This is a genomic window from Chromobacterium amazonense (assembly GCF_001855565.1).
GTDB classification, from domain to species: Bacteria; Pseudomonadota; Gammaproteobacteria; order Burkholderiales; family Chromobacteriaceae; genus Chromobacterium; species Chromobacterium amazonense.
Map to the genome: position 1 here is coordinate 1 of NZ_MKCR01000028.1, position 19,677 is coordinate 19,677.

Annotated in this window: 14 protein-coding genes and 2 pseudogenes; 5 read left to right on the plus strand and 11 right to left on the minus strand. The window is 62.7% G+C overall.

From position 1 onward, the window contains the following. The first annotated feature begins 160 nt into the window (after positions 1-160). Positions 161-421: an alpha/beta fold hydrolase gene (locus tag BI343_RS13220; RefSeq protein WP_071110041.1), complete on the plus strand. Its 261-nt coding sequence runs from the start codon at positions 161-163 to the stop codon at positions 419-421. Positions 422-672: 251 nt separating this feature from the next. Next, a pseudogene (locus tag BI343_RS19725) lies at positions 673-1,810 on the plus strand (IS3 family transposase). A gap of 40 nt (positions 1,811-1,850) precedes the next feature. On the opposite strand, the gene BI343_RS13235 reads toward BI343_RS19725, so the two are convergent. From BI343_RS13235 to BI343_RS19730, 6 genes and pseudogenes are all read right to left on the minus strand, one after another. After that, the gene (locus BI343_RS13235) at positions 1,851-2,321 is read right to left on the minus strand and encodes a DDE-type integrase/transposase/recombinase (protein ID WP_211269389.1); all 471 of its coding nucleotides are present in this window, start codon (positions 2,319-2,321) and stop codon (positions 1,851-1,853) included. A gap of 56 nt (positions 2,322-2,377) precedes the next feature. Beyond that, positions 2,378-2,692 carry a DUF1153 domain-containing protein gene (locus BI343_RS13240; protein ID WP_071108984.1) on the minus strand — a complete coding sequence of 105 codons (315 nt, stop codon included), beginning with the start codon at positions 2,690-2,692 and terminating at the stop codon, positions 2,378-2,380. Between the two features lie 53 nt (positions 2,693-2,745). After that, positions 2,746-3,080 (minus strand): annotated as a pseudogene (locus tag BI343_RS13245) (transposase); the annotation flags it as partial. Positions 3,081-3,248: 168 nt separating this feature from the next. Then, a complete protein-coding gene (locus tag BI343_RS13250) occupies positions 3,249-4,661 on the minus strand; it encodes an FAD-dependent oxidoreductase (RefSeq protein WP_071108986.1) in 1,413 nt (470 codons plus the stop codon). Between the two features lie 65 nt (positions 4,662-4,726). Next, a complete protein-coding gene (gene gltB / locus BI343_RS13255; protein WP_071110079.1) occupies positions 4,727-9,175 on the minus strand; it encodes a glutamate synthase large subunit in 4,449 nt (1,482 codons plus the stop codon). Between the two features lie 89 nt (positions 9,176-9,264). After that, entirely contained in the window at positions 9,265-9,447 is a 183-nt protein-coding gene (locus tag BI343_RS19730; protein WP_139165729.1) for a hypothetical protein, read from the minus strand. A gap of 11 nt (positions 9,448-9,458) precedes the next feature. On the opposite strand from BI343_RS19730, the gene BI343_RS13260 reads away from it, so the two are divergent. Together BI343_RS13260 and BI343_RS13265 are read left to right on the plus strand one after the other, a co-directional pair. Then, positions 9,459-10,973 carry a phospholipase D-like domain-containing protein gene (locus BI343_RS13260; protein ID WP_071110042.1) on the plus strand — a complete coding sequence of 505 codons (1,515 nt, stop codon included), beginning with the start codon at positions 9,459-9,461 and terminating at the stop codon, positions 10,971-10,973. 383 nt (positions 10,974-11,356) lie between these two features. After that, entirely contained in the window at positions 11,357-13,615 is a 2,259-nt protein-coding gene (locus tag BI343_RS13265; protein ID WP_071110043.1) for an arginine/lysine/ornithine decarboxylase, read from the plus strand. A 72-nt stretch (positions 13,616-13,687) separates the two neighbouring features. Here BI343_RS13265 and BI343_RS13270 read toward each other — a convergent pair whose 3' ends face one another. The 3 genes from BI343_RS13270 to BI343_RS13280 form a co-directional block, all read right to left on the minus strand. Continuing rightward, the gene (locus tag BI343_RS13270; RefSeq protein ID WP_071110044.1) at positions 13,688-14,611 is read right to left on the minus strand and encodes a GGDEF domain-containing protein; all 924 of its coding nucleotides are present in this window, start codon (positions 14,609-14,611) and stop codon (positions 13,688-13,690) included. 91 nt (positions 14,612-14,702) lie between these two features. Continuing rightward, complete coding sequence (locus BI343_RS13275) at positions 14,703-15,332, minus strand: LysE family translocator (protein WP_071110045.1); 630 nt, start codon at positions 15,330-15,332, stop codon at positions 14,703-14,705. Positions 15,333-15,406: 74 nt separating this feature from the next. Beyond that, the gene (locus BI343_RS13280; protein ID WP_071110046.1) at positions 15,407-16,198 is read right to left on the minus strand and encodes a ferredoxin--NADP reductase; all 792 of its coding nucleotides are present in this window, start codon (positions 16,196-16,198) and stop codon (positions 15,407-15,409) included. A gap of 202 nt (positions 16,199-16,400) precedes the next feature. Here BI343_RS13280 and BI343_RS13285 point away from each other — a divergent pair, with 202 nt between their 5' ends. Continuing rightward, positions 16,401-17,336 (plus strand): isoaspartyl peptidase/L-asparaginase family protein, encoded by a 936-nt coding sequence (locus BI343_RS13285; protein ID WP_071110047.1) that lies wholly within the window; start codon positions 16,401-16,403, stop codon positions 17,334-17,336. A 14-nt stretch (positions 17,337-17,350) separates the two neighbouring features. On the opposite strand, the gene BI343_RS13290 is transcribed toward BI343_RS13285, so the two are convergent. Together BI343_RS13290 and BI343_RS13295 are read right to left on the minus strand one after the other, a co-directional pair. Further along, positions 17,351-18,406, minus strand: a complete 1,056-nt coding sequence (locus tag BI343_RS13290; RefSeq protein ID WP_071110048.1) for an NAD(P)H-dependent flavin oxidoreductase — start codon at positions 18,404-18,406, stop codon at positions 17,351-17,353. Between the two features lie 38 nt (positions 18,407-18,444). Then, complete coding sequence (locus tag BI343_RS13295) at positions 18,445-19,590, minus strand: trans-sulfuration enzyme family protein (protein ID WP_071110049.1); 1,146 nt, start codon at positions 19,588-19,590, stop codon at positions 18,445-18,447. Positions 19,591-19,677 lie beyond the last annotated feature (87 nt).

Consider the following 19,677-nt stretch of genomic DNA (forward strand, 5'->3'; position numbering starts at 1 on the left):
TCCGACATCGGCTACGAGGCGATGGTGGATGCGAGACAAGTGGCGGACAAGCTGCGCGGGCGCAACCCCTTGCTCAGCGATGAACGCGCGCAATGGCTGGCGGCGGAACTGACCGACCGACGAGAACGGCGTCATCTATCGCGCCGATCCGCGCCAAAAGATGGTCAATCCGGTTTTGTACCGGCTGGAGGAAGCGATGGCCTGCTGGCGCCGCATCACCGCGCCTGTGCTGTGGGTCATGGGCGAACATCCGTTTGAGCATCCCGCGGTCAAAGGCGTCATGTCCACGCTGGACGAGCGCCGCGCCTGTTTCGCCCGGCTGAGCGAAACGACCATACCGGGCGCCGGCCATATGATCCAATGGGAAAAGCCGGAAGAGCTGGCGCAGGCGGTGGAAAGCTTCATGCTGGCTACCCTATGAGCGCGGCGCGCGATGGGCCAGGCGAGAGGCCCTTAGTTCGGCGGATTTGAAGCCGTTTGTTCTGCGTCAGCCCTTTCTCAGTCACATGCCTAAAGCAGCTGCTACACTGCTTGAGTAGCCTCTACTCTCCCGCTTTCGATCATGCCCCATGAACTGAACGAAGAGCAGCGCGAGAAGCTGTGATCTGCTCCCCTCAGCTCCTACCAATCAAAAGTAGAGAGAAGTCTGTCACTTGAAGGAAAATGACGGATATGAAGAAGAGCAGATACACCGAAGAGCAGATCATCGGCTTTCTCAAGCAGGCCGAACTCGGCATGGCCATCAAGGAGGTCTGCCGCCAGGGAGGCTTCTCTGAAGCCACCTTCTACAAATGGCGAAGCAAATACGGCGGCATGAACGTCGCGGAATTGCAGCGCGCTCGCGATCTGGAAGCCGAGAATGCCCGGCTCAAGAAGCTGCTGGCCGAAGCCCACCTCGATATCGAAGCTCTCAAGGTCGCCTTCGGGATAAAGCGCTAGCCCCGCAAGCCAAGCGGCAGGCCATCCGCATCATGCTAAGCAGCGGACTGGCATTGTCGGAACGCCGCGCTTGCCGGCTTGTGGGGCTTTCTCGAGACGCCTGGCGACATCCGCCGCAAACCGATGCATTCACGCATCGGCTGACCGCCCGCATCATCGATATCGCCCACACGCGCCGCCGCTTTGGCTATCGGCGAGTGTATGACCTGTTGCGCGCAGAGTTTCCGGGCATCAACCACAAGCGGGTGTACCGCTTGTATCGCGAACAAGGTCTGGCGGTTAGACGACGTAACCGTCGGCGTAAGCTGACCGGCGTGCGCACGCCGCTGCAAGCCGCTACACAGTGGAATGAGGTGTGGAGCATGGATTTTGTCAGCGACCAGTTAGCCAGTGGTCGGCGCTTGAAATGCCTGACGGTCGCCGATGACTTCAGCCACGAAGCGGTGCAGATTGCGGTGGATTTCTCGATGTCCGGTCAATACGTCACGCGGATGTTGGATCAGGCGGCGCAATTTCGCGGCTATCCGTCAGCGATCCGGACGGACAATGGCCGGAGTTCACCAGTCGGGCATTCATGGGCTGGGCGCAAAGCCGCGGCATCCGCCACATCCTGATTCAACCAGGCCGGCCGATGCAGAATGGTTACATCGAAAGCTTCAATGCCAGACTCCGCGACGAATGCCTGAACGAGCATGTCTTTGATTCGCTGGCGGAGGCCAGGCAGATCATCTCCGCGTGGCGGGACGATTACAATCAAGTCCGTCCCCATGGATCGATTGGCCGGATACCGCCAGCGGAATTTGCGGCACGCCATCGCCAGGCACAATTAGCAAGCCAAAGATCAGCAGGTTCCACCACCATGCAAACCTAGGACTTCTCTCCTGATTGCTGGTATGGCTAGCGGGGGCAGATCACTTCTCCGGCACACGCCCCAGACAGCCAAATCGGCTGATGAGGGCATGTTCGAGCGCAGATTCAGCCGTCTTCGACTTGCCGCTGCGCGACAGGTGCCAGCCCAGCAACTCCCGGGTGCAGCAGTCAATCACCAAGGCCAGATGGCTCCAGCCATCCTTTCCCGTCCAGATACGGCACAGATCGGTGGCCCAGCGTTCATTCGGTCGCTGTGCCACCGAAGGCAATGCCTGGACACGTGGGCGGAAGCCAACCGGGCGTTTCTTCACCTGCCAGTCCTTGAGCTGGAAGATGCGTTGCACGGTATTCTTGTTAAAGCCCAGAAGGCTTGCGACTGTGCGATAGCCGAATGAGGGGTTCTCTTCGATCATCGCCTTGATCGGCTCCACCAAGTGCTGCTGGAGTTTGGGCTCCGCCTTCTGCGTGCGGTAATACACCGTGCGCCGGGGGATATCAAACCAGCGGCACAACTTGCTGACCGAGACCCGGATGCCGTCTTCAGCCAGTCCCTGCCGAACGAACTCGATTACTTGTCGTCCTCGCCCAACAGGGACTGTAATTTTTTTCTGGCGCGTAGCTCCAGCATGGCTTCGCCGTAGGCTTCCTGGAGATCCTTGATCTGTTTCTCGTACTGCTCGCGAATCTCCATCGGCTTGGCCCGCAGCGCATTTTCCATGCCGCGCTTGGCCTCATCGACCCACTCCTCGACTTCGGATGGTGACAGATCGAAGGCGCGAGAAGCCTCGGCGACCGTGGTCTTGCCTTGAATGATTTCCATCACCAGAGCGGCTTTGCGCTTGGCGGTCCAACGCTTGATTTCGTCTTCCATGGTCATACTCATCACATGCTCCTGTGTGAATTATGACCTGAGCAGAGAGTCAGTGGGTCATTACAGATGAAAGCTCTCACGACTTGAAGCGGCGGTCGAGCTCCGCCTGCGCGAAAAATGCGCTGGCCAGCCGCAGGATCTCGTTGGCTTTCTTCAGTTCGCGCACTTCGCGCTCGAGTGCTTTGACGCGGGCAGCTTCGGTGCCCGCCGGGCCATCGCCCTGGCCGGCATTGCGCTCTTGCTGGCGTATCCAGCGGCGCAGCGTTTCGGCGGTGCAGCCGATCTTGGCGGCAATAGAAACAATCGCGGCCCACTGCGATTCGTACTGATCCTTGGCGTCAAAGACCATGCGCACAGCGCGCTCGCGGACTTCTGGGGAAAACTTGGTGGATTTGCTCATGGCTCCATTCTCTCAAGTGAGGGAGCCTCCGCGAAACCCGGGGCGCTTCATTGCTTGGTTTGAGGGACACAGAAAGGCCATCTAGGCGCTATGCTGGTATCCGGAAATCGCGCCAAGCTCACTTTTTCAGTTATCTGAAACGACCACTCAACGGTGGTCGTTCCTTTATTAAATACTCAAATACCCCAACACCCCCTCCGCCGCTTGTCGCCCTTCAAACACCGCCCGTACCACCAGGTCCGCTCCCCGCACCATATCTCCGCCAGCGAAGACTTTGGGATTGCTGGTCTGGTATTTGTGCACGCCGTGCGCGGCGGCTAGGGTGCGGCCGTTGGCGGCGGTGGCGATGCCTTGTTTCTCCGCCCATAATGCCGCTTCCGCCTGAAACCCGAACGCCACAATCACATGCTCGCACTCTACGATTTCTTCGCTGCCCGGCACAATCTCCGCATTTCGCCGCCCCCTAGCATCCGGCTCGCCAAGTCGCGTTTCCGCAAGTTTAACCGCCAGCGTTCCGCCAATCATCGGTTCGACTGACACCGGCTGCCGGTTCCATTGGAATTCGACGCCTTCTTCGCGCGCATTGGCGACTTCACGCTTTGAACCGGGCATATTAGCCTCGTCGCGGCGGTAGGCGCAGATCACCCGCTTGGCCCCTTGCCGGATAGCGGTGCGATTGCAGTCCATCGCGGTGTCTCCGCCACCAAGCACAAGCACTCGCTTGCCCTTCATCGAGATCGGAACCTCGCCTTCGGGCAAGGTTCCCATAGACTGACGCACGTTGTTGATCAGATAGGGCAACGCCTGCAGCACGCCCTTGCTGTCTTCGCCCGGGAAGCCTCCCCACATGGCATTGTACGCGCCCATACCCATAAACACGGCATCGTGCTTACTCATAAGCTTGTCAAAGCTGATGTCCTTGCCGACCTCAGTATTCAGCACAAACTCCACACCCATGCCTTCCAGTATTTCTCTGCGACGGCGAACGATGTCTTTCTCCAGCTTGAACTCCGGAATGCCGAAGGTCAGCAGTCCACCGATTTCTTCGTAGCGGTCATACACTACAGCCTTGACCCCATTGCGCACCAGCACGTCCGCACAGGCTAGGCCTGCCGGACCCGCGCCGATGATCCCCACGGTCTTGTCCGTCCAAAGTACCTTTGACATATCCGGCCGCCAGCCGGCCTTGAAGGCCTCGTCGGTGATGTACTTCTCGATGCTGCCGATGGAAACGGCGCCAAAGCCGCCCTGGTTGAGGGTACAGGCGCCTTCGCAGAGCCGGTCTTGCGGACAGACGCGGCCGCAGATTTCCGGCAGGCTATTGGTTTGATGAGAAAGTTCAGCCGCTTCGAACAGACGGCCCTCCTCTACCAGCTTCAGCCAATCGGGGATGTAGTTATGCACCGGGCACTCCCACTCGCAGTACGGATTCCCGCAGGACAGGCAGCGGCCGGCTTGATCGACGGCGTCCACCGCATGCAAGGGCTGGTAGATTTCCTTGAATTCGATTTTGCGAACGCTGGCTTCAACTTTGTCGCCCGGGTTGCGCGACAGCTTCATGAACTGGAATACATCGGACATTGTTTCTCTCCCGCGAGGGAGGGCGACGCCTCGCGCCGCCCTAATAGATGGTTTGCAAGCAGCGCTTAGTCTTTGAGCAGGCTTTCCAGCTTGGCGGCCTTGGGCTTCACCAACCAGAAGTAGTCGACGTAGTCGTCGAAGTTCTGCAGCATGGCGCGGCCGGTTTCGGAGCCGGTCAACTCCACGTGCTTGGCGATTTTTTCCAATAGATAGGCGCGGTACATGCCCATCGCTTCGCCATTGATCAGGTGGATGTCGATCAGCTCGTTGTTATAGCGGTAGGCGAATTTCTCGATCGGGTCATAGACGAAGGCGAAGCCGCCAGTCATGCCCGCGCCGAAGTTATAGCCGGTTTCGCCGAGCACAATGACGGCACCGCCGGTCATGTATTCGCAGCAGTGGTCGCCCGCGCCCTCGATCACCGCCAGCGCGCCGGAGTTGCGCACGCCGAAGCGCTCGCCGGCGATGCCGGCGGCAAACAGCTGGCCGCCGGTCGCGCCGTACAGGCAGGTATTGCCGATGATGATGGACTCGCCCGCCGGGTAGCCGGCATCCTTGGGTGGATAGATGGTGACGCGGCCGCCAGCCATGCCCTTGCCGACGTAGTCGTTGGCGTCGCCTTCCAGTTCCAGATGCAGGCCGGCCGCGTTCCACACGCCGAAGCTCTGGCCGGCGCTGCCGGTGAACTTGACCTTCAGGCAGCCAAACGGCAAACCGGCCGCGCCATGGACGCGGGCGATCTCGCCGGACAGGCGCGCGCCGATGGAGCGATGGGTGTTTTCGATTGGATAAGCCAGCTCCAGCATCTGCTTGTTGTGGATGGCCGGCAGCGCGTCTTGCAGGATCTGCTCGGCCAGCTCGCCCTTGTCGAAAGACGGATTGCTTTCGGCTATGCAGTAACGCGGCTCGCTATCCGGCACCGTGCCCAGCGACAGCAGCGGGGACAGATCGAGACGCCCCTGGCGCTCGCTCTCGCCTTCCAGCACTTGCAGCAGGTCCATGCGGCCGATCAGCTCTTCCATGGAGCGCACGCCCAGCTTGGCCATCCACTCGCGGGTTTCGCGGGCGATGAACAGGAAGTAGTTGACCACCATGTCCGGCAGGCCGGTGAAGTACTTGGAACGCAGCTTGATTTCCTGCGTCGCCACGCCGGTGGCGCAGTTGTTCAAATGGCAGATGCGCAGGTATTTGCAGCCCAGCGCCACCATCGGTCCGGTGCCGAAGCCGAAGCTCTCCGCGCCCAAGATGGCCGCCTTGACTACGTCGAGGCCGGTTTTCAGGCCGCCGTCGGTCTGCACCCGCACCCGGCCGCGCAGGCCGTTGGCGCGCAGCACCTGTTGCGCCTCGGATAGGCCCAGCTCCCACGGCGAGCCGGCGTATTTGACCGAGGTCAGCGGCGAGGCGCCGGTGCCGCCGTCGTAGCCGGAGATGGTGATCAAGTCGGCATAAGCCTTGGCCACGCCGGCGGCGACGGTGCCGACGCCCGGTTCGGCCACCAGCTTCACCGACACCAGCGCCGACGGGTTCACCTGCTTCAAATCGAAGATCAGCTGCGCCAGGTCTTCGATGGAGTAGATGTCATGGTGCGGCGGCGGCGAGATCAGGCTGACGCCTTCCTTGGCGTGGCGCAGCCGCGCGATCAGGCCGGACACCTTGTCGCCTGGCAGTTGGCCGCCCTCGCCCGGCTTGGCGCCCTGGGCCACCTTGATCTGCAGCACTTCGGCGTTGACCAAGTAATGCGGCGTGACGCCGAAGCGGCCGGACGCCACCTGCTTGATCTTGGACATTTTTTCGGTGCCGTAGCGCGCCGGATCCTCGCCGCCCTCGCCGGAATTGGAGCGGCCGCCCAGACGGTTCATGGCGATGGCCAGCGCCTCGTGCGCTTCCGGGCTCAACGCGCCCAACGACATGCCGGCCGAGTCGAAACGCTTGACGATGGCTTCCACCGGCTCCACCTCGTCCAGCGGAATCGGCTCGCCAGCCAGCCTCAGCTGCATCAGGTCGCGCAGCATCGCCACCGGGCGGGTATTCACCGTTTCGGCGTATCGCAGGTAAACCTCGTAATCTCCGTTCTGCACCGCCTTTTGCAACAGCTGCACCACGTCCGGGTTGTAGGCGTGGTACTCCTCGCCGTGCACATACTTGAGCAGGCCGCCATGATTGATCGGCCGCATCGGATTGAAGGCCAGCTTGGCCAGCTGCTTCTGATCGGATTCGAAATCGTCGAAATTGGCGCCGGACACCCGCGACACCGTGCCCTTCAGGCACAGATCCACCACTTCCTCATGGATGCCGACCGCCTCGAACAGCTGCGCGCCGCGATACGAAGCGATCGTGGAGATGCCCATCTTGGACAGCACCTTGAGCAGGCCCTTGTTGATGCCTTTGCGGTAATGCTGCAACGCTTCGTTGGCCTTCAACGGCACGTCGCCGTTGTTCACCAGTTCGATGATGGTCTGGTAGGCCAGGTATGGGTAGACCGCGGTGGCGCCGTAGCCCAGCACGCATGCCATCTGGTGGGCGTCGCGCACCGCGGCGGTCTCCACCACGATATTGGTCTTGCAGCGCAGGCCGGCGTCGATCAGCGCGTGGTGCACCGCGCCGGTGGCGAACAGCGCGTGGATGGGCAGGCGTTGGCCGGTGGCGTGGCGGTCGGACAGCACCACCACCACCGTGCCTTCTTGCACCGCTTCCACCACATGCCGGGTCAGACAGGAAATCGCTTCGCGCAGCGTGGTTTCGGCCGGGTCGTAACACAGGTCGAAATTGGTGGCCTTCAGATACGGCTCCGGCCGAGTGGTGACGCGGGTGAACTTCTCGTGACTCAGCACCGGGCTGCGCACTTCCAGCCGCTTGGCGTGTTCGGCGCTCTCCTCAAACATATTGCGCTCGGGGCCGAACACGGTGTTCAAGGACATCACCACCGCTTCGCGGATCGGGTCGATAGGCGGGTTGGTCACCTGAGCGAACTGCTGGCGCAGGTAATCAAACGGCGAACGCACTTTTTGACTCAGCACCGCCATCGGCGTATCGTCGCCCATCGAGCCGACGGCTTCCTGGCCATCGGCCGCCAGCACGCGCAGGATTTGGTCGCGCTCCTCGCGGCTGAGATTGAACATCTTCTGCAGCCGCGTCAGTTCATCCTTGGACAGCGGCTCCACGCCGGCATCATCCTCGATCGACAGCTCCAGATACTTGGCGCTGTCCTTGATCCACTGCCGATACGGCTTGGCGCTTTTCAACATCGCGTCGATGTCTTCCGGCATCAGCAGCTCGCCGCTCATCAGGTCGGCGCCGAACAGCTGGCCCGGCTTGACACGGCCCTTCTTCACCACGTCCTGCGCGCGGTAGTCCCAGACGCCGACTTCCGACGCGATGGTCAGGATGTTGTCGCGGGTCAGCACCCAGCGCGCCGGGCGCAGGCCGTTGCGGTCCAGCATGCAGGCAGCGTAGCGGCCGTCGGTCAGCACGATGCCGGCCGGGCCATCCCACGGCTCCATGTGCATGGAGTTGAATTCGTAGAAGGCGCGCAGGTCCTTGTCGGTGCTGTCCACGTTCTGCCAGGCCGGCGGCACCAAGAGACGCAGCGCGCGGAACAGCGGAATGCCGCCCATCAGCAGCCCTTCCAGCATATTGTCCAGGCTCATCGAGTCCGAACCGTCGGTCTGGACGATGGGGCGGACCGCGTCCATATCCAGGTGCGGCGAGGCCATGATGCGCTCGCGCGCGCGCGCCCAGTTGCGGTTGCCTTGCACCGTGTTGATCTCACCGTTGTGGGCGAGGAAGCGGAAAGGCTGGGCCAGCTTCCATTGCGGCCAGGTATTGGTGGAGAAGCGCTGGTGGAATACCGCTAGGCTGGACTCGAAGCGCGGATCGGCCAGGTCCAGGAAAAAGCGCGGCAGGTTCTCGGGCGTCACCAGGCCTTTATAGGAGATGGTGTGCGGCGACAGCGTGGGCAGATAGAAACAGGAGTCGTCCTCGCGGTTGGCTTTTTCCGCCAAGCGGCGCCCCATGTAAAGCCGGCGCTGGAAGGCCAGCTCGTCCATGCCGAACGGACAGTTCACGAATACCTGCGAGATGGCAGGCAAGGAAGCCAAGGCGGTTTCGCCGCAAGCCGCCGTATCGACCGGCACGGTGCGGAAACCGGCGACTTCCAGCTGCTGCGCCTCCAGATGTTCGCGCAGGCGCGCGAGGCTGCGCGCGCCTATCGCCCGATCAGAGTGGTGAAACACCAGACCGGCGGCGTACACTGACTTCAGCGCGATGCCGGCCTCCGCCGCCACCTCGCGCAGAAAACCGTCCGGTTTCTTGAACAAAAGGCCGCAGCCGTCGCCTGACTTGCCGTCCGCCGCCACCGCGCCGCGGTGCGTCAGCTTGGCCAGCGAGGAGATGGCGGTGGCTACCAGCCAGTGGCTGGGCTTGTCGTCCAGCTGGGCGATCAGGCCAAAGCCGCAGCTGTCCTGTTCGAATTCCGGTTTATACAATGTGCCCTGCAATCGACGCTGTCGGTCCATTTCTCTGCCCATTTATACTTTGTAGTGATGTGTTCGATTCTACGGGCAAGATCGCGCCTGCCGCAAGCCGGTTTACCGCGCCGCAACAATCATTTGATTTCAATCAGTTGATGCACAATGTCTTGTTTTTGATATGTAATTCCACTACTTGAATCATGCGCATTTTTTGATTTTTTGAGACAAAAATTTTCAAAAAAACGACAGCCTTTCACAGCATGAAGCAGATACAAACTAGCAATTTGCGCAATATTTTGTATTTTGTCAGACAACATTCAAAATAATCATGAATCGAGACGATCAGTCGCAACAAACCCTGCAATTCGTCCGCCAGCTGGCGGAACAGGCATTGTCGCGCTCAGCCGGCGCGCCTCTGACGGCAGGAAATCAGGTGGAATTGCTGTACGACAGCGCGCAAAACTTCCCAGCCTGGGAAAATGCCCTCGCCGCCAGCCAGGATTCAATCTTTATTGAAATGTATATTTTCGCCAATGACCAATTTGGCGTGAAAATCCGCGACATCCTCATCAATAAAGCCAAATCTGGCATCCAGGTTTGTCTGCTATATGATTGGCTCGGCAGTTGGCGGGCCCATCTATTCCGCTTTTTCACACCCTTGATCCTGGCCGGCGCCGAAGTGCGCGCCTATCATCCGCCCAGCCTGGGCGACGGACTCAGCATGCTCGGCCGCAACCATCGCAAGATGATCATCGTCGACCGACGGGAGCTGTTTGTGGCCGGCCTGTGCATCAGCGCCAGCTGGCAAGGCAAGCCGGAGAAGGGTCTGGCGCCGTGGCGCGACACCGGACTCGCGCTGCGCGGCCCCTTGCTGGCGCAGGCCTTGGCCGCCTTTGCCGACAGCTGGGCCAGCTGCGGCTCGCCGCTGGAAGCGCGCTGGCTGCAAGCGGCCCAAACCGAGCCTTGCGGCGAAACGGCGGCGCGGCTGATCGCCACCACGCCCTCAACCGCCAGGATGATGCGGCTGGACCTGCTGGTGGCCAGTTTCGCCCGCCATACGCTATGGCTGACCGACGCCTACTTCATGGCCACCAGCTTGTATCTGTCCGCGCTCAAACAGGCGGCGCTGGATGGCGTGGATGTGCGGCTGCTGGTGCCGCGTTCCAGCGACATCCGCTGGATAGGCACCGTCTCGCGCACTCAGTACCGGCCGTTGCTGGAGGCTGGCGTACGGGTGTTCGAATGGGACGGCCCGATGATCCACGCCAAGACGGCCGTCGCCGACGGACGCTGGGCGCGCATCGGCTCCACCAACCTGAATTTGTCCAGCTGGCTGGTCAACCGTGAGCTGGACATCGCGCTGGAAGACGCCACCCTGGCGGCGCAACTGGCAGAACGTTTCCTGCAGGACCTGGAGCACGCCACCGAAATCGTGCTCAAACCGACGCGCAAGCGCGCGGTGCCTACACCGGTACGACAAGAAAGACGCCACCGCGGCTCGCCCAAGGAGATGGCGCTAAGCAGCGCCAGCGCCGCCGCGCGCCAAGCCGCCCGGCTTGGCGACATGCTGGGCGCCGTGGTGCACGGCAGCCGCAGCGTGGAAAGCAGCGAAGCGCCGGCCTTTCTCAGCATAGGCGTCGCGCTGTGCCTATTGGCCTTGGCCGTGGGCTATTTTCCCTGGCTGGTGGCCGCGCCGCTGGCCTTGCTGTTGGCCAGCGCCGGCCTGTCCATCGTCGCCCGCTCCCTCAGCCTGTACCGAGCCAAACGGAGAAAAAAACAACAGTTGCGCCAGGCATTGCCGGCCCCGCGGCAAGACGAAACGCCGCCGCCCGACATCCAATAAAAACATGCGCTTAGCCGCCTTGGCGCCACACTGCGCCAACCATGCCCAACCTGGGTCTGGCGCGCATGGCGTTTTTTTTGCCGCGCGTGCCGCATCGCAGCACAAGCTGCAAGACAAAAGGTCTACAATGCGCGCTTTCTTGGGATGTTCTCCAGGCCGGCTGACGTGAAGCGACTACGGTCGCCAAGTACGGACCGCGGCGCAAAGCGACCCGTTTTATTCGCGCCTCAAGGCCAGCCTCCAGGGCGGCGGCGAAGACTTTTTCTTCTGCCCGTGCGTACAGATCTGCGCCCCACGCGCACCGAGCGACATTGCGGCGCGGCACTACGGCGATCTGCCGGCCCCGCCGCCATGTCCGAGTTAACAGCAACAAGGACTCAGGTATGCGTTTTCATTTCCCCATCGTGATCATCGACGAGGATTTCCGCTCGGAAAACACCAGCGGTTCCGGCATCCGCGAACTGGCCGCCGCCATGGAGGCGGAAGGCATGAGCGTGATCGGCTACACCAGCTACGGCGATCTGACCTCCTTCGCCCAGCAGCAAAGCCGCGCCGCCGGCTTCATCCTCTCGATAGACGACGAGGAATTCCAGACCGAGGATTCGGCGCAGCAGGCGCTGGGCAATCTATACGGCTTTGTCGCCGAGATCCGCCGCCGCAACCCGGACATCCCGGTCTATCTATACGGCGAAACCCGCACCGCGCGCCACATCCCGAATGACATCCTGCGCGAGCTGCACGGTTTCATCCACATGCACGAGGACACGCCGGAGTTCGTCGCCCGCCACATCATCCGCGAGGCCAAGAGCTATCTGGACAATCTGGCGCCGCCGTTCTTCCGCGCGCTGGTGGACTACGCCTACGACGGCTCCTATTCCTGGCACTGTCCCGGCCACTCCGGCGGCGTGGCCTTCTTGAAAAGCCCGGTGGGCCAGATGTTCCACCAGTTCTTCGGCGAGAACATGCTGCGCGCCGACGTGTGCAATGCGGTGGACGAGCTGGGCCAGCTGCTGGACCACACCGGGCCGGTGGCGGCCTCGGAGCGCAACGCCGCGCGCATCTTCAACGCCGACCACCTGTTCTTCGTCACCAACGGCACCTCCACCTCGAACAAGATCGTCTGGCACAGCTGCGTCGCCGCCGGCGACATCGTTCTGGTGGACCGCAACTGCCACAAGTCCAACCTGCACGCCATCATCATGACCGGCGCCATCCCGGTGTTCCTGATGCCGACGCGCAACCACTACGGCATCATCGGCCCGATTCCGAAGTCCGAATTCCAGCCGGACGCCATCAAGAAGAAGATCCTGGCCAATCCGTTCGCCCGCGAAGCGCTGGAGAAGCACCCGAACCGCAAGCCGCGCATCCTGACGCTGACCCAGTCCACCTACGACGGCATCCTGTACAACGTCGAGGAGATCAAGGGCCTGCTTGACGGCGAAGTGGATACGCTGCACTTCGATGAAGCCTGGCTGCCGCACGCCAGCTTCCACGACTTCTACCGCGATTTCCACGCCATAGGCGAGGGCCGGCCGCGCTGCGAGGACAGCCTGGTGTTCTCCACCCAGTCCACCCACAAGCTCTTGGCCGGCATCAGCCAGGCCTCGCAAATCCTGGTGCAAGACCCTCAGAACCGCCAGCTCGACACCGCCTGGTTCAACGAGGCTTACCTGATGCACACCTCGACCAGCCCGCAATACTCGATCATCGCCAGCTGCGACGTAGCGGCGGCCATGATGGAGCAGCCGGGCGGCCAGTCGCTGGTGGAAGAATCGTTGGTGGAGGCGATGGAATTCCGCCGCGCCATGCGCAAGGTGGACGAGGAGTATGGCCGAGACTGGTGGTTCAGCGTATGGGGCCCGGACGACCTGTCAGACGACGGCATCTGCGACCAGACCGACTGGACGCTTCGCCCGGACGAGCGCTGGCACGGTTTCGCCGGCATCGAAGAAGGCTTCAACATGCTGGACCCGATCAAGGCCACCGTGCTGACGCCGGGCCTGGACGTGGACGGCAGCTTCGAAGAAATGGGCATTCCGGCCGCCATCGTCACCAAGTACCTGACCGAACACGGCGTGGTGGTGGAAAAAACCGGCTTGTACAGCTTCTTCATCATGTTCACCATCGGCATCACCAAGGGCCGCTGGAACACGCTGATCTCGCTGCTGCAGCAGTTCAAGGACGATTTCGACAAGAACCAGCCGATGTGGCGCGTGATGCCGGACTTCGTCGCTAAATACCCGCAGTACGAGCGGGTGGGCCTGCGCGAGCTGTGCCAGCGCATCCATAGCCTGTACAGCAAACACGACGTGGCGCGGCTGACCACCGACATCTACCTGTCCGACATGGAGCCGGCGATGCGTCCGGCCGACGCTTTCGCCAAGATGGCGCACCGCGAGATCGAGCGCGTGCCGGTGGACCAGCTGGAAGGCCGCGTCACCGCGGTGTTGCTGACGCCGTACCCGCCGGGCATCCCGCTGCTGATTCCGGGCGAACGCTTCAACAAGACCATCGTCGACTACCTGCGCTTCGCCCAGGCCTTCAACCGCGAGTTGCCGGGCTTCGAAACCGATGTCCACGGCCTGGTGGCGGTGGAGATGCAGGACCGCAAGGTCTATTGCGTGGACTGCGTCAAGCAGTAAGCGCGGCCATGACAAAGGCGGGAGCGAGCTCCCGCCTTTTCCATTTGCCAAACCTTTGCCCAGTGCAAAACGCTATAGCTTGGTCGCCAGCCGGTTGCGCCCGGCCTCCTTGGCCCGATACAAGGCATCGTCCGCCCGCCCCAGGGCCTGCGCGGTATCATCGCCGGCGCGCAGCAGAGTCAGGCCGGCGGAGCAGGTATAGGCAAAGTCAGCCGGCTCCAATAGCGGCCGCGACTCCGCCACCGAGGCCAGGATCGCCGTCACCATCAGCTCCGCCTCGCGCAATGTCCGATCCGGCATCAACAGCAGGAATTCCTCGCCGCCCAGCCGTCCCAAGCCATCCTTGGGCTCGAGCAGCGGCTGCACCCTCCGCACGAAATCGCGCAGCACCGTGTCGCCCGCCAGGTGGCCGTAACGGTCGTTGATCCGTTTGAAATGGTCCAGGTCCAGTATTCCCACCACGCAAGCGGGAGACTCCGCCGCCCGTGGCTGGCGCAACAGCCGCTCCAGCTGACCCATGATGTGGGCGCGATTGCTGATGCCGGTCAACGGGTCAGTCAACGCCGCCCGTTGCGCCGCATCGCGCGCGATCCGCAGCTCGCGCTCGTCCGCCCGCAAGCTGGAAATATCGGAGCAGACGCACAGCAGCCAGCCGTCTGCCTGCAGCGTTTCCGTCACCCAGATCCAGCGGCCGTCGGTCAAATCGGCCTCGAAAGTGCGGAACGGCTGCTTGCCGCGCCGCGAGCGGGCGGAAGCGATCCAGGCATCGATGTCGTCGGTGCGGATACGGCTGCCATGCCCGCGCTCATAGCCGCGGCGCATCAATTGCTCCCAACTGATCCGCTCGTCCGGCCCCACGCCAAACGTGCCGCAGAAGGCGGCATTGGCGTAACACAGCAGATCGCGCGGATTGAACAGCGCGATCAGCAACTCGCTGTCCTGCTCCAAAGACAGCAAACGACTGGCAATCTCCGTATCGCCACCGACATCGGCCATGGTTTACCGCTCCTGAAAGTTTGCCGGACAGCAAGCCTGCCTCGCCGGAAGCAGTCCCTGCCCTAACCATAGCCGAAACGCCGGCGGGCGCTCATTGCCGCGAAGCCGCCAGCAAACGCACAGCCAAGCCGCCGAACACGGTAGCCAGCAAATACTGCGGCCAACGCCCGGTGCCGCCGCCGGACAAAACCGTGCCCATGCGGCTGCTGGCGACGATCACCAGGGCATTGACGCCGAAAGCCACCCCATTCAGCAGCGTGGCCAGCAACATGATCTGCAACGCCACCGGGCCGGCCTGCGGCTCGATGAACTGCGGAAACAGCGCCAGCACAAACAAGGCCATCTTGGGATTGAGCAGATTGGTGGTCAGCCCCTGCAGCGCGATGCGGCGCAAGGATTGGCTTGCCGCGGCGGCCGACGAAGCGCGCAGCACGCCGTCGCTGCGCAACGTGGTCCAAGCCAGATACAGCAGATAGACGGCCCCGGCGATGCGCACCGCGTCATAAGCCATCGGCACCAGCACGAACAATTGAGCCAGTCCCAGCGCCGCCAGCAGCGCATGGCAGTAAGTCCCAACCTGGATGCCGAACAGCGTGGCGAAGCCGGCGCGCAGCCCCTGGCTCGCGCTGCGGCTGGCGATCAACAGCATGTCCGGGCCAGGCGTGGCGGCCAGCGCGAGGCAGGCCAGGGAGAACAGCAGCAGGGTAGACAAGGCAGGCATCGGTCATCACCGTCAATTAAGCAAGCCTGCATCGTAACACCCTCGCCGCAAACGCCATACCGTCAGCATGAGGGCTACCAGCCATTCTCCAGCACGATATGGCCCGGCGCGTTCTGCCGCGTCATGCGGTAGCCCATCTTCATCAGTTGGCGATGCGTGTCTTCCACCATCTTGGGGTTGCCGCACAGCATGAAACGGCTGTGCTCCGGCGACATCTCGATGCCGGCGCGCGCCGCCAGCTCGCCGCTCTCCAGCAAGACCGGGATGCGCTGATTCAGCATGCCGGCCGGCGCGGCGCGCGTCACCACCGGCAGATACTGCAATTTATGGCCATGTTCCTGCCACAGCGGATGGGATCGCAGCGCGGCGATTTCCTGCTGGAATGACAGCTCCGCCGCCTCGCGCACGCAGTGCGCCAGCACGATGCGCTCGAAACGCCGCCAAACCTCCGGCTGCTGCAAAATGGACAAGTAGGGCGCGATGCCCGTGCCGGTGGCCAACAACCATAGATCTCGCCCATCCGGCAGCCTGTCCGCCTGAAAGAACCCCATCGCCCGCTTGTCCAGCATCACCTGATCGCCCGGCTGCAGCATGGCCAAGCGCGAGCTGAATTGCCCATCCGGCACCACGATGGAGTAAAAATCCAGACACTCGTCGTATTCGGCCGAACACATGGAATAGGCGCGCCACACCTGGCCGCCGCCCTCCAGCGGCAGACCCAGCCGGGCAAACTGGCCGGCGCTGAAACGGAACGACTCAGGACGCGTCAGCCGGAAGCTGATCAGCTTGTCGGTCCAAAGCCGCATTTCAGTGATGGTTTCGGTGGTGTACTTTTGTTGAATCTCGGCTTCCAGGGCGGCATTCATCGCGAAATCCTATTGTTGAGCAATTTACTCAACAATTATGTACCTGAGCCGCCATCCTTGCCAAGCCAGGCATTCTATTGCGGATGCCCTGCACGAAAGGCCAGGCACGCAAGGCTTCCTGCGGCATGAACAACCTCTAGCTCTCTCCGCTAAAAAACCTCATTCTATTCAGCGATCCGTTCATCACGAAAAGGACCGACCCATGACCATCGCCCTGGCCCTGCATGGCGGCGCCGGCACGCTGCGCCGCCAAGACATGAGCGCCGAGCAGGAAAAAGCTTACCGCAAAGGTTTGGAAAAGGCGCTGGATGCCGGCCATGCGGTGCTGCTTGCCGGCGGCAGCGCGCTGGACGCGGTATGCGCCTGCGTCTGCGCGCTGGAAGACGATCCGCTATTCAACGCCGGCTGCGGCTCGGTTTACAACCTGGACGGCAAGCAGGAAATGGAAGCCGCGGTGATGGACGGTAGCCTCCAGGATGCCGGCAGCGTCACCGGACTCTCCCAAGTGCAGAATCCGGTGCTGCTGGCCCGCGCAGTGATGGAACGCACACCGCATGTGACGCTGGGCTTTACGGCGGCCGAGGACTTCGCCCGCCGCATCGGCCAGCCTATGCAGCCGCCAGCCTACTTCCATACCGAGAAGCGCTGGCAGGCTCTGCAGCTGGAAATGGAAAGGCTGGCGCAAGGCGGCGGCGACGAAGACATCCCGGAAGACCGCAAGCACGGCACAGTCGGCGCCGTGGCGTTGGATGAACAAGGACGACTGGCGGCAGCCACCTCCACCGGCGGGCGCACCGCCAAATGGCCGGGCCGCATCGGCGACACGCCGATGATCGGCGCCGGCACCTGGGCCGACAGCCATTGCGCCGTGTCCGGCACCGGCCATGGCGAATACTTTGTCCGCGCGGCGGTGGGCCACGAGATCTCCGCCCGCATCCGCCACCTAGATGAAACGCTGGCAAGCGCCTGCGATGCCGTCGTGCACGGCCAATTACTGAAGATGGGCGGCAGCGGCGGCGTGGTCGCGGTGGACCGTTGGGGCCGGGTGGCCTTGCCCTTCAATTGCGAAGGCATGTACCGCGCGGCGATCGACGGCGAAGGCCGGCGCCTGATCGCCATCTACAGCGACGAAGACTAAAACAAGGTGGCCTGCTAACGGTAAGCCGCCTGCCACTCCACCTGCAGCTGCGCCATCAGTTCGGCTACCGGCAATTCCCGCGCCTCGGCCACGCCCTCCCCGGCCCATAGCGACATCAAGTCGCTGCGGCCAGCCTGGGCCGCGGCGGCGCGCAGGGGGCCGGTCAAGGCATTCATGACGGGATAGGCAGGCAGCTGTTCCTGGCAGCGCGCCATGGCCTCGATGTAACGGTTGGACAGGCCGCGCGCATAGCGGCCGGAAAAGGCGCGGGTCAAGCAGGTGTCGCCGGCCTTGGCCTGCGCCAAGGCCTGCTTCCAGGTGGCCGAGATGCCGGACTCGGGGCAGCGCAGAAAGGCGGTGCCCAGCTGGCAGGCCTGGGCGCCGTGCCGCATCGCCGCGGCGATCTCGCGCCCGTTCATGATGCCGCCGGCGGCGATGACCGGCAGCGGCAGATTCTGCGCCAGCTCGTACACCAAGGACAGCATGGGCCGCAGCGACTGCGTCTGCTCGCCGATGAACGTGCCGCGATGGCCGCCGGCCTCTCGCCCCTGGGCGCACACCGCGTCGGCGCCCGCCTCGGTCCAGGCCAAGCCTTCGGCCAGATTGGTCGCGGTGCCGATCACCAGGATGTTTTCTGCCTTCAGCGCGCGCACCTGCTCCGGCGTCAGGATGCCGAACGTAAAGCTGGCCACAGCCGGGCGCGCCTCCAGCAACGCCAGCCATTGCGCCTCGAACGGCTGGCAGAAGCGCTCAGGCGCCGTCGGCGCGGCCAGGCCCAGTTCGGCATGCCACGGCCGCAACGAGCCAAGCGCCGCCTCCAGCTCCGCCACGCCCGGCTCAGGATCGTTCTGTATGAACAGATTGATGCCGAACGGCTGGCATGTGCGTGCCCGGATGCGCGCCGCCTCCTGTCGGATCTGCTCCGGCGACAGCATTGAGGCGGCCAGAAACCCCAGCCCGCCGGCCTCGCAGACGGCGGACACCAGCTGCGGCGTCGTCGCGCCGCCGGCCATCGGCGCCTGTATCACCGGCAATTTCAGCTGCAATCGTTGCCACAAGACTGGTGGCATGCTGTTCTCCTTAAAGGCAACCGCAGCCAGCGCCGCGCTTACTCGCCCAGCGCCTGCTCCAGATCGGCCAGAATGTCTTCGATGTCTTCGATGCCGATAGACAAGCGCAAGCCGCCTTCTACGATGCCCAATTCCGCCTTGCGCTCGGCCGGCATGCTGCCATGCGACATGGTGTAGCTGTGATTGATCAGCGACTCCACCCCGCCCAGCGACTCCGCCAGCGCGAACAGCCGCAAACGCTGCGCGAAGCGGTTCGCCGCTTCGCGGCTGTCATCGCGCAGCTTGATGCTGATAATCCCGCCGTAACGCTTCATCTGCCGCTGGGCCAGCTCATGGTCCGGATGCGTCGGCAAGCCCGGGTAAAACACCTTGGCCACCGCGGCGTGGCGGCTCAGGAAATCCGCCACCCGCTCGGCGTTGTCGCAATGCCGCTCCATGCGCAAAGCCAGTGTCTTGATGCCGCGCAGCGTCAGAAAGCAATCCTGCGGCCCCGGCACCGCCCCGGCGGCGTTCTGCACGAAACGAATATCCTGATAAAGCTTGTCGTCGCTGACCGCCACCAAGCCCAACAGCACATCGGAGTGGCCGCCCAGATATTTGGTGGCGGAATGGACCACGATATCGGCGCCCAGCGCCAGCGGGCGCTGCAGATACGGCGTGGCAAACGTATTATCCACCGCCACCTTTACACTATGACGATGCGCTATTGCGGACAATGCTGTGATATCGACCAGGCCCAACAGCGGATTGGTAGGCGACTCCAGCCACAGCAGCCGGGTAGCCGGCGTGATGGCGGATTCCAGCTGATGGGGATTGGATAGATCGACGAAGCGCACTTTGATGCCGGCCGGCACCATCACTTGGGTCAGCAAGCGATAAGCGCCGCCATACAGGTCCGCCAGCGCGATCACTTCGTCGCCGGGCTTGAGGCAGGCGCGCAGCACCGCGTCTATCGCCGCCATGCCGCTGGAAAAAGCCAGGCCATAACGGGCCTCCTCCAGGCTGGCCAGGCAATCCTCCAGCGCGCTGCGCGTAGGATTGCCGCTGCGAGCATAGACGTAGGGCATCGCCTCGCCGACATGGTCGTAGGCGAATACGGAAGTCTGGTACAGCGGCGGCATTACCGAACGGTTATGTCCGGCATTGTCGTAACCGACATGGATGGCGCGCGTGGAAAATTTCACAAAAACTCCTCAAAATCATTAACTTGCACGAATCGTCGAACAATCCCACCGAAACCAACGGCAAATCATGCATTTGCCATGCCCATT